9 protein-coding genes are annotated in these 10961 nt (G+C 65.2%); 8 read left to right on the plus strand and 1 reads right to left on the minus strand.

Annotated elements, in window-relative coordinates; all coding sequences use genetic code 11:
* Window positions 1-82: 82 nt before the first annotated feature.
* Window positions 83-1051, minus strand: coding sequence for a DUF1853 family protein (locus HSDC_RS02060; protein ID WP_064698255.1), 969 nt, complete (start codon window positions 1049-1051; stop codon window positions 83-85).
* Window positions 1052-1145: 94 nt separating this feature from the next.
* Between HSDC_RS02060 and osmF the strand changes: the two genes are divergently transcribed.
* The 8 genes from osmF to HSDC_RS02100 all read left to right on the plus strand — a co-directional run bounded on the left by osmF (window position 1146) and on the right by HSDC_RS02100 (window position 10812).
* The gene (osmF, locus tag HSDC_RS02065) at window positions 1146-2063 is read left to right on the plus strand and encodes a glycine betaine ABC transporter substrate-binding protein OsmF (RefSeq protein WP_064698624.1); all 918 of its coding nucleotides are present in this window, start codon (window positions 1146-1148) and stop codon (window positions 2061-2063) included.
* Window positions 2064-2086: 23 nt separating this feature from the next.
* Complete coding sequence (locus tag HSDC_RS02070; RefSeq protein WP_244883827.1) at window positions 2087-3238, plus strand: ABC transporter permease; 1152 nt, start codon at window positions 2087-2089, stop codon at window positions 3236-3238.
* Window positions 3235-4182 carry an ABC transporter ATP-binding protein gene (locus HSDC_RS02075; RefSeq protein WP_064698257.1) on the plus strand — a complete coding sequence of 316 codons (948 nt, stop codon included), beginning with the start codon at window positions 3235-3237 and terminating at the stop codon, window positions 4180-4182. Before HSDC_RS02070 ends, HSDC_RS02075 begins: the two co-directional genes overlap by 4 nt.
* Window positions 4175-4918: an ABC transporter permease gene (locus HSDC_RS02080; RefSeq protein ID WP_064698258.1), complete on the plus strand. Its 744-nt coding sequence runs from the start codon at window positions 4175-4177 to the stop codon at window positions 4916-4918. The genes HSDC_RS02075 and HSDC_RS02080 overlap by 8 nt, the downstream gene beginning before the upstream one ends.
* Window positions 4919-5125: 207 nt before the next feature.
* Window positions 5126-6349, plus strand: a complete 1224-nt coding sequence (locus HSDC_RS02085) for a thiamine pyrophosphate-dependent dehydrogenase E1 component subunit alpha (protein ID WP_064698259.1) — start codon at window positions 5126-5128, stop codon at window positions 6347-6349.
* 1 nt (window position 6350) lies between these two features.
* A complete protein-coding gene (locus HSDC_RS02090; protein ID WP_064698260.1) occupies window positions 6351-7328 on the plus strand; it encodes an alpha-ketoacid dehydrogenase subunit beta in 978 nt (325 codons plus the stop codon).
* A 16-nt stretch (window positions 7329-7344) separates the two neighbouring features.
* Window positions 7345-8955 carry a dihydrolipoyllysine-residue acetyltransferase gene (locus tag HSDC_RS02095; RefSeq protein ID WP_064698261.1) on the plus strand — a complete coding sequence of 537 codons (1611 nt, stop codon included), beginning with the start codon at window positions 7345-7347 and terminating at the stop codon, window positions 8953-8955.
* A gap of 12 nt (window positions 8956-8967) precedes the next feature.
* On the plus strand, window positions 8968-10812 hold the full coding sequence (locus HSDC_RS02100) for a protein kinase domain-containing protein (RefSeq protein ID WP_064698262.1): 1845 nt from the start codon (window positions 8968-8970) through the stop codon (window positions 10810-10812).
* Window positions 10813-10961 lie beyond the last annotated feature (149 nt).

A 10961-nucleotide genomic window follows, 5' to 3' on the forward strand; every position in this document is an offset into this window, starting at 1 on the left:
CGCCATCACGGCATGGAAATCGTCACCCGCGCCATTTGCCGGAGGGGCTTTCTCGTCACGAGTGGGTTGGGGGCGAGTCGAATCAAGACAGGTCTCGGGCCGACGGTGGCAAGGGAATCTGGCGTGGCCAGGCGTCATCGACCACGAAGAGGCGTCGCCAGCCTTGGACGGGGTCGTGCAGGGCGAGCTGCCGCGGTGCTCCGCCGTGGGTGAAATGCGTGTCGAGCCACGCCGAGAGCGCCGTGAGCGGCATCAGCTCTGCCTGGCGGGGCGGCGCCAGCCAGTGAGGCTTGCCCAGGCAGGCACCACGTATTCGCGTGGGTAGCGTTGCCGCCATGGCCGGCCAGTCACGCCAATGCAACCATTGCCCGCGGCGATGGGCGGGATGTGCCTGGCGCGGCGACGGCATCCGCTGCCGGTAGGGATAAAAGAGCACGCCGGGCATCGCCAGCTGCTGACGCAACCGGCCATCGAAGTGCTCGCCGAGTCGTTGCGACAAGGCGCGTTGTGCCTCCGGCATGGCCACCATGGGCAATTGATGGCGCTCGAGGTGAGTACGCTTGATGGCCAGGCTGTCGAGGCCGCCCGGGCCGATCCAACGTGCCTGATCGTGCGCTTGGCCAGGCCCTTCCGGCAGACCCAGATAGAACTTGATGGCCACTTCGAGATGCACGGGCGTGCGGTCGCCGTTCCTCCGATAGAGCAGGTCGAGTTCGCCCAGGGTGCGACGCTCGCGCACGACCGGCAGGTTATGTGCCAGCAGTTGCGTGCCCGGCGCGGTTTCCAGCAGGTGCTGCCACAGGCGCTCGTGGTAGTGACCCAGGCGTGTCGCGCCGGGCGCGCCCGTCTTGGCCTCGAGGGCATCGGGAAGTGCCTGCTGGGCGTCGAGATAGCCATGCAGTGCGCCCGCATCGCCAAGACCCAGGGCGTACCGGGTAGGGCGACCGGGCCAGGCCAGGGTCAGCAGGTCCGGGGCCAGCAATAACCAGGCGAGGTCTCTGACCTGGGGATGCTGCCAGCGCTCCAGGAAGTCGGTATCGTGGGGTGGCATGCGCCCTCGCTGCGGCGTTGAGGTGCCGTTCTGACAGCCCGAGGCGTCGGGCCTTATACTCTCAGGATACATACACAGCAAGCAGGTGCTAATGATGACCCCTGTATTGACGCGTTTCGCCGCCGCCGCGGTCGGCACCTTGATGACCTTCTCCCTGGCCCAGGCCGACGATTCTCCGGTGGTGGTGGCCTCCAAGATCGATACCGAAGGCTCGGTGCTCGGGCAATTGATCCTGCAGCGTCTGGAGAATGGCGGTATCGATGTGGAGAATCGCCTGCAACTCGGGACCACCAGCATCGTGCGCGAGGCGCTCACGGCAGGGGAGATCGATCTCTATCCGGAATACACCGGCAATGGTGCCTTCTTCTTCGACATGGCCGACAGCCCGGTGTGGAAGGATGCCGAGCAGGCCTATCAGACCGTCAAGGCCGAGGACCGCGAACGCAACGGCCTGGTCTGGCTGACCCCGGCAGAGGCCAACAATACCTGGGCGATCAGCGTGCGCGGGGAAGTGGCGCGCGAGCACGATCTCGCCAGCCTCGAGGATCTGGCGAACTATCTCGACGAGGGCGGTGACGTCAAGTTGGCGGCCAGTGCCGAGTTCGTCGAGTCGCCCCAGGCGCTGCCGGCATTCCAGGAAGCCTATGGGTTCGATCTTTCCGACGATCAGCTTCTGGTGCTTTCCGGCGGCAACACCGCCGCTACCATGCGTGCCGCCGCCCAGCAGACCAGTGGCGTCAACGCTGCCATGACCTATGGCACCGACGGTGGACTCAAGGCGCTGGACCTGGTGGTGATGGACGACACCCTCGGCGTGCAGCCGGTCTATCAGCCGACGCCGGTGGTGCGTGAGAGCGTGTTACAAGCGCATCCTGAGATCGAGACCCTGCTGGCGCCGGTCTTCGAGGCTCTGGATCGCGATACCCTGCAGCGACTCAATGGCGACGTGGCGGTCGATGGGCTCGATCCGGCCCAGGTGGCGTCCGACTTCCTCGACAGCCTGGATAGCTGAGGCCGGGCGTGCGCAGGGATGCGGTGCAGCCAAACATTGTCCTGGCCAGTTTGTTCCTGGCCACCCTGGTCGCTTGGCTGGGGCTCGATGCAGTGAGTGTGGCGCCTAACCGCATCGTGCCCGGCCAGGGGGTCGATGTGCTGGGGGTTGCCGGATGGGGCGGGATGGCGGTGAGCATCTCGCCCTTGCTCGTTGCCCTGGGGCTGGCCTGGCGTCCGACGCCGGATCGCCTGCGGTGGTCGACGGGGCTGGTGGTGTTGATGCTCTCGGCATTGCCGGTCTGGCTGATGGTCGCGGCGGCGTTCACGGTCGATCCGGACATGCCCCAGGCGCGCATGGGCATCGGTGGCGGTGTCTGGATGGCGTTGTTCCTGTTGCTGCTGGCATTGATCGAGCTGCGCACTCGCTTGACGATGCCTCGCGCACGGGGTTGGGCGTTGTTGCTCGTGCCCCTGGCCAGCCTGGCGGCATGCCTCTCGTTCGGGCTCGAGCCACTGGCGCTTCGCCAGGAATATCAGGGGCGCAGCGAGGCCTTTGTGTCGGCGATCGCTGAACACCTCTTGCTGGTCGGCGTGGCCGTCTGCCTCAGTCTCCTGCTGGGCGTCGGTCTGGCCATGGCCATGCGTCACTGGCCCAGGGCGCAGCGGGTCGGCTTTGCGATCCTCAACTTCCTGCAGACGATTCCCAGCCTGGCGCTGTTCGGTCTGCTCCTGGCGCCGCTGGCCTGGCTGTCGAGTCGCTTCGACTGGCTCGCCGCGTTCGGCGTCAGCGGTATCGGCTGGGCACCGGCACTGCTGGCACTGATCGGCTACAGCCTGTTGCCCATGGTACGCAATACCTATGTGGCGCTGGATGAAGTGGACCTCGATGTCATCGAGGCGGCGCGAGGCATGGGCATGAGTCGTGGCCAGGTGTTCCGTCAGGTCCGGTTGCCACTGGCCTTGCCGTTGATCCTGGAAGGCATTCGTATCACCACCGTCCAGGCCATCGGGCTGACGGCGGTGGCGGCCCTGATCGGTGCCGGTGGCCTGGGCACCTTCATCTTCCAGGGGCTCGGGCAGGCCGCCATGGATATGGTGCTGCTCGGTGCCTTGCCGATCCTCGCCATGGCGCTGGTGGCGGATGCGCTGCTGGGGGCTCTGACCGACCTGCTGCGCCCGGGAGGGACGACATGATCGAACTAATCCACGTGACCAAGCGCTTCGGCGATGCCGTGGCGGTGGACGATATCTCACTGAGTGTGGGCAAGGGTGAGCTATGCGTGCTGGTCGGCACGTCTGGCTGTGGCAAGTCCACGACCCTACGCATGATCAATCGCCTCATCGAGCACAGTGATGGCGAGATCCACCTGGATGGCCAGCCGGTACGGGAGTTCCGTGAGGAAGTACTGCGCCGACGCATCGGCTATGCCATCCAGAGTACCGGCTTGTTTCCGCACTGGACCGTCGAGCGCAATATCGGCCTGGTGCCGCGGCTGTTGAAGTGGCCGGCCAACCGGGTGCGCGAGCGAGTCGAGGAGCTGATGGCGCTGCTCGAGCTTTCCATGACGGAGTTCGCCGACAAGTATCCCAGCCAGCTTTCCGGTGGCCAGGCGCAGCGTGTCGGCGTGGCGCGGGCCCTGGCCGCCGACCCCGAGATTCTGCTGATGGACGAACCCTTCGGCGCTCTGGACCCGATCACCCGGGAGTCGCTGCAGGACGAGCTGGCCCGCTTGCAGGCGCGGTTGCACAAGACCATCGTCTTCGTCACCCATGACATGGACGAGGCACTGCGGCTGGCGGATCGGCTGGTGGTCATGAATCAGGGGCGTATCGTCCAGCAGGGCCATCCCATCGAGTTGCTGCGCGCTCCCGCCGATGCTTTTGTTGAATCCCTGCTCGGCGGCGAGGACCGCGGCCTCAAGGAAGCTGCCTTGCTGCCCGTCAGCGAACGGATGTCGCCGCTCGGGCCGGGGCCGCTAGCCGAGGAGCGAATTGCCCGGCATGCCACACTGCGCGAGGCGTTGTCGGTCATGCTGTGGCGCCATGTCGAGCACCTTGCCGTGGTCGATGACGATGAGGTGCCCATCGGCGAGCTTTCCCTACGGCGGTTGGTGGGAGCGCGAGACCATGATGCGTAAGGGGAGGTCCTCGCGGGGATACGGCTGGCTTTCGCCCTTGCTGTGGCTGTCGCTCTTGCTGTCTGCCTGCCTGGGCATGGAAGGACTGAAAGGCTTGTTCCGTCTCGTCGAGCCTGACAGCCAGGCACTGATCTACGACCGAGCGGATTTCATCGTCCTGCTGGGGCGCCATCTGCTGGTGGTGGGCGTGGCCGCCTTGCTGGCCATCCTGCTGGGGGTCGGGGCCGCAGTGGCCGTGACGCGTCCCGGTGGGCGCGACTTCCTGCCGCTGGTCGGCCAGCTGGCGTCCATCGGCCAGACGTTTCCACCGGTCGCCGTGCTGGCGCTTGCCGTGCCGGTGCTCGGCTTCGGTACGCTGCCGATCATCGTGGCCCTGCTGCTCTATGGCTTGTTGCCCATCGTGCGCAACACCCTGGCTGGGCTCGAAGGCATCGATCCCGGCGTTGCCGAGGCGGCACGCGGCATGGGCATGACCGGTGGTCAGCGCCTGCGCCAGGTGGAACTGCCGTTGGCGGCACCGGTGATCCTGGCCGGTATTCGCACCTCGGTGACCATCAATATCGCCACCGCAGCCATCGGTGCCACGGTAGGGGCGAGCAACCTGGGCGACCCGATCATCTCCGGCATCGTCAACGGTAATACGGCCCATGTCCTGCAGGGCGCGTTGCTGATCGGCCTGCTGGCGCTCAGTGTCGACAGCTTGTTTGCCCGCTTCCAGCCCGCCTCGTCATCCTGAACAGGGCGTTCATGCGCTATGCTGTCGGAGAGAGGCGGCAACGAGGAGAGGCTCGGAATTCCATTGCAGGACAGTTCGTCGTTCGTAGGACTGTTCTTGGATCGCAGTTTACGTTAACGTCAATTTGTTGCGTTGATCGGCGTCCGGGCAACCCCCTGGCGGACCGAAGGAATAGAGACAACACTGCCCCCAAAAGGGGTAAGGATCATGACGATGACAACAACGCGAGAGACGTCCACGCCGGCGTTCCTGGCCGGGGACGAGTACAGCATTCCCACCTATCGTGTCCTGTCCCAGGACGGTCGACTCATCGAGGGGGCCGAAGCGCCGCAGCTCGAACGGGCCAAGGCGCGCCGTATCTACCAGGCAATGCTCGCCACCCGCGTGATGGACGAGCGCATGATGGCGGCACAACGCCAGGGGCGGCTCAGCTTCTACATGCAGTGTACCGGCGAGGAGGCCGCGGTGGTCGGTGCCACGGCGGCGCTCGACGATGCCGACATGATCATGGCCCAGTACCGTGAACAGGGGGCGCTGGTCTATCGGGGCTTCAGCTTTGACGAATTCATGAACCAGCTGTTCGGCAACGAGCTCGACTACGGCAAGGGCCGGCAGATGCCGGTTCACTATGGTTCCCGCAAGCTGCATTACATGACCATCTCATCGCCGCTGGGGACTCAGATTCCCCAGGCTACCGGCTATGCCTATGGTCAGAAGCTGGCCGGAGAAGGTCTGTGCACCCTGGTGTTCTTCGGCGAGGGGGCTGCCTCCGAGGGGGACTTCCATGCCGCCCTGAACATGGCGGCGGTGCATGAAGCGCCGGTGATCTTCTTCTGCCGCAACAACGGCTATGCGATTTCCACGCCGACCGTCGAACAGTTTGCTGCCGACGGCGTGGCGCCCCGGGCGCTGGGCTATCGCATGCACGTGATCCGCATCGACGGCAACGACATCCTGGCAGTCTATCGCGCCACCGAACAGGCGCGTCGCATCGCGGTGGAACACAACAAGCCGGTATTGATCGAGGCCATGACCTACCGGCTGGCGGCACACTCGTCGTCCGACGATCCTTCCGGCTACCGCTCCAAGAAAGAGGAAGAAGCCTGGCGCGAGAAGGATCCGATCCTGCGCATGAAACGCTGGATGGCCGAACGCGACTGGTGGACCGACGACGAGGAACAATCACTGCAGGAAGAGCTGCGCCGCGAGGTGCTGGAGACGATGAAGCGTGCCGAGAAACGCCCGCCGCCCGCTCTGGGCACCCTGGTGACCGATGTCTATGCCGATGTCACCCCGGCGTTGCAGCGCCAGCTCGATGCCCTGGAGGCGCATATCCGTCGTTATCCCGACGCCTATCCGAAAGGCGCGCAATCACTGGATCCGAGCGTCAATGGTGGCGCCGACGCCACGGCCGACCAGGGAGGGGCCTGAAATGCCGAACATGAACATGCTGCAGGCCATCAATAATGCCCTGGATATCGCCATGGCCGAGGACGAGCGCGTGCTGTGCTTCGGTGAGGACGTGGGCAGCTTCGGCGGTGTCTTCCGTGCCACCAGCCATCTCCAGGAGAAATACGGGCACGCGCGCTGCTTCAATACCCCGATCGTCGAGCAAGGCATCGTCGGCTTTGCCAATGGCCTGGCGGCCCAGGGCTCGGTACCGGTGGCGGAGATCCAGTTCGCCGACTACATCTTTCCGGCCTTCGACCAGATCGTCAACGAGACCGCCAAGTTCCGCTATCGCTCGGGCGATCTGTTCAATGTCGGCGGCCTCACGCTCCGCGCGCCTTATGGAGGCGGTATCTCGGGCGGCCATTATCACTCCCAGTCGCCGGAGGCCTACTTCGCGCACACACCGGGACTGAAGGTGGTAATACCCCGCAATCCCTACGAGGCCAAGGGCTTGCTGCTGGCCTCGATCCGCGACCCGGACCCCGTGCTGTTCTTCGAACCCAAACGGCTCTATCGCGCCTCGACAGGCGAGGTGCCCGAAGAAGACTATCAACTGCCGCTCGGCGAGGCCGAGGTCACCAAGGAGGGCAGTGATGTCACCCTGGTGGGCTGGGGTGCTCAGATGGAAGTCATCGAGCGTGCCGTTGAGCTTGCCGAAAAGGACGGCATCTCCTGTGAAGTGATCGACCTGCGCACCATCCTGCCCTGGGACGAGGACACCGTGGCCGATTCGGTGTTCAAGACCGGCCGCCTGGTGGTGACCCACGAGGCGCCGCGCACCGGAGGTTTCGCCGGCGAGATCGCCGCCGCCATCCAGGAACGCTGCTTCCTGTACCTGGAATCGCCCGTCATGCGTGTGACCGGCCTGGATACTCCCTTCCCGCTGACGCTGGAGAAGGAATACCTGCCGGATCACCTCAAGATCCACGAGGCTATCCGCGCTAGCGTGCACTATTAAGGACGGGAGAGAGATCATGACCGAGTTCAAGCTGCCCGATATCGGCGAAGGTATCGTGGAGTGCGAAGTCGTCGAGTGGCGTGTCCAGGAAGGCGACGACATCGTCGAGGACCAACCGGTGGTCGAGGTGATGACCGACAAGGCACTGGTCGAGATCACCGCACCGGCATCGGGACGCGTGACCCGCTTGCATGTGGCCAAGGGCGAGACCGCCCGGGTGCATGAGCCTTTGTTCGCCTATCAGGCCGAGGGCGAAGCCGCGAGCGAGATCAGCGAGCGACATGCCGCCGAGGCATCATCGAACCACGTGGAGACCTCGAGCGAGTCGTCGTCCCCGGTGGCCGAGGGGGCAGCCCGGGAATTCATCCTGCCGGACATCGGCGAGGGCATCGTGGAGTGCGAGATCGTCGAGTGGCGCATTCAGGAAGGCGACGCGATTGCCGAGGATCAACCGGTGGTCGACGTGATGACCGACAAGGCCATGGTTGAGATCACCGCGCCGGAATCGGGATGGGTGAGTCGCCTGCATGTTGGCAAGGGCGAGACGGCCCAGGTCCACGCGCCGCTGTTTGCCTACGTGCCGGATGATGCCGAAGCCCAGCGTGGTGCCGAGCAGGAGGCAAGCCGTGCTGCGACGGCCGAGACCACCCGTACCACGCCGGCCCCGGCGAAAGAGCGGCGAACCGAGGGCGAGCGAGGCAAGGGGCAGGGCGCCTATGGGCGCATACCGGCCAGTCCCGCCGTGCGTCGGCTGCTGCGCGAGAACGACCTGCGCCTGGAGCAGGTACCTGGTTCCGGCAAGGATGGCCGGGTGCTCAAGGGCGACGTGCTGGCCTATCTGGAGTCAGGAAGCACCTCTGGCGGTGAGCCGGTCGCTGCTGCCACCGAGACGTCGTCCGCTGCCGCTGGCACCCGGCCGGCCGAGACGCGAGTCGAGCCGTTGCGCGGTGTGCGTGCCGCCATGGCCAAGCGGATGGTGGAGTCCGCCTCGACCATTCCGCACTTCCAGTACGGCGAGGAGATCGATGTCACCGAGTTGCTGGCCCTGCGGGAGCGGCTCAAGCCGCGTGCCGAGGCCGAGGAAATGCGCCTGACGCTGATGCCCTTCTTCATGAAGGCCCTGGCGCTGGCGGTCGAGGCGTATCCGATCCTCAACAGTCGGCTCGATGCCGAGGCCGAGGAGATTCACTACCTGCCGCATTGCAACGTCGGCATGGCGGTGGACGGCAAGGCTGGCCTGATGGTGCCCAACGTCAAGCACGTCGAGCACCGCTCGCTGCTGGAGATCGCCGGCGAGGTTCAGCGGCTGACCGCCGATGCGCGGGATGGCCGCGTGAGCCAGGCGGACCTGCGCGACGGTACCATCAGCATCTCCAATATCGGCGCCCTGGGGGGAAACTATGCCGCGCCGATCATCAATGCCCCTGAGGTCGCTATCGTCGCCATCGGCAAGACCCAGTGGCTGCCGCGTTTCGACGACAACGGCGAGGTGGTGTCGAGAGCCATCATGACCGCCACCTGGGCCGGCGATCACCGGCTGATCGACGGCGGTACCATCGCCCGGTTCTGCAATGTCTGGAAGGGCTTTCTGGAGGATCCGGAAACGATGTTGCTCGAGCTGCGCTAGTTAGGTGCCGTCATGAGCCAGGCGCCATTGCAGCAGTTCTACATTCCGGAGGACCAGTCGGTCTATCTGCTCAGCCACCACGATGCGCGCAAGCTGCGCGAATGGGTGGCGCTGTGCCAGGCGCAGCTCGAGCAGCTCGGCTATCGGGATATCGAACTGATCGGCAAGGGCGCCTATGGCTTCGTGTTCGCCGGCGTCACCGCGCTTGGCGAGGAGTACGTCTTCAAGTTCACGCGGGTCAATCTGCCCCAGCGCATCCAGGATCGCCTCGAGGAAGAGGCCTTCATGCTGGAGCAGGTGGCCCATCCCCGCATTCCCAAGCTGATCGTCTTCCAGCGGGTGCGCAATCAGTCGATCCTGGTGATGCAGCGTGCCCCGGGCATCAACCTGGAGGAATTCTCGCTGCGTGAAGGTCGCCTGCCGCCCCGGTTGATCATGCGCATTGCCGATCAGCTCGCCGGCATCCTGCGGGCTCTGCGCCGCGAGTCCGGCCCGGCCGGCCGTCCGATAGTGCACGGTGACATCAAGCCCTCCAACCTGGTCTTCGACGAGCAGGCCGAGACGATCGCCCTGATCGATTGGGGCTCCTCGGTATTCGCCCAGCTCGATGCCAATCAGCAGTTCGTCGCCGCCAACGTCATGGAGTTGATGTCGGACAACCTGCAGCAGACCAACGCCCGACTGGGCGATGTCTACTTCATCGGCGAGGAGCAACTGAACGGCGCCCTGTCGTCGCCACGTTTCGACGAACAGGGCGCGGCCGGCACGCTATACGCGCTGGCCTCGGCCCAGTCCTGCCGGTTTGGCCACCGGGCCATTCCGGCTACCTCGCTGGGGTTGCCTCGGGAATTCGCCCGCATGCTCGACGGCATGCTGGACCCGGACCCCGACGTGCGCCGCCGGGCGGGAGACCACTTCACCCGCGAGATGCCGCGCCTGGCCAGGTTGGTCATGCTCGACCTGCCGGAGCCACCGGAAACGCCCCTGGTGCCGGTGTGGAGCCGTGCCGCCGGTCGCGAGATCGACACTGTGGTCTACAGCTCGCGCAAGTCCTTCCTGCGTGAGGAGGGCGGGCGCGAGACGCTCAGCGATGTCAACGACGTTCAGCTCGATCGCTACTACAAGAACTTCATGCAGGGCATGGGCGAGACCGAGAAGGCCTTCCTGGCGGCGGTGAGCCGGCTGGGCAACTATCCGGTCGTGGGCGGGCTGGCGGTTCGCTGGGAGGCCGAAGGTGTCTATATCGACACCTCGCTCAACCTGCACGATCCTTCCCTCAAGCCGGCCTTCGTCGCCGCCGTCAACAACATGGTCAGCCTGGCCCGGGCCATTCACCGCCGAGGCATCTTCAAGAGCTGTTTGTTCAATGCCCGCGATACTCTCCATCTGGAGCGCGAGGGGCCGGATCGTCCCTTCGTGATTCCCCCGGGCCTGCGGCTCGACTACGAGGTCAGCGCCGTCCCTGAGCTGGAGGACCGCTCCCGGTTGCACAGCTATTTCGAGGATGGGCCGGACCCGGACGAGTTCCTGGTGCTGCCGGAGGCCATCATCACCTCGCTTGAGGCGCTGAACGAGATCCATCATACCGGGATGATCATCTTCGAAGCCTTGCCCGAGCACCTCAAGATCCATAGTCACTATCGGCTGCTCGATCCCTCCCGGGAGGCGGAATTCCGCCGGCGGCTCGACGATATTCTCGACGCGGTCGGGCTGATCGAGGGGCTCGGCGTCTCGGGCTTCATGAAGATGCCCTACAAGGACACCCGTTTCTTCCCCCACGTGGCGCGCCAGCCCGAACGCTTCTACCCCCGCGACCCACGTGCCGCCATGGCGGCGATGCAGTCGAACCACGACTGAGCGTCGTGGCCCTGGCCTGCTCACAACCGCGGTCATGAATGAGCTTGGCTGCGCAGTCTGGCAAGATAGTGGTCTACCGTTTCCTTCGCTCCCCGACGCTTCACCTCGGGTTTGACGCTGCGATGGGGCCGAGACATGGCGCCACGCCG

The organism is Halomonas caseinilytica (genome assembly GCF_001662285.1).
In the GTDB taxonomy this organism is placed as follows: domain Bacteria; phylum Pseudomonadota; class Gammaproteobacteria; order Pseudomonadales; family Halomonadaceae; genus Halomonas; species Halomonas caseinilytica.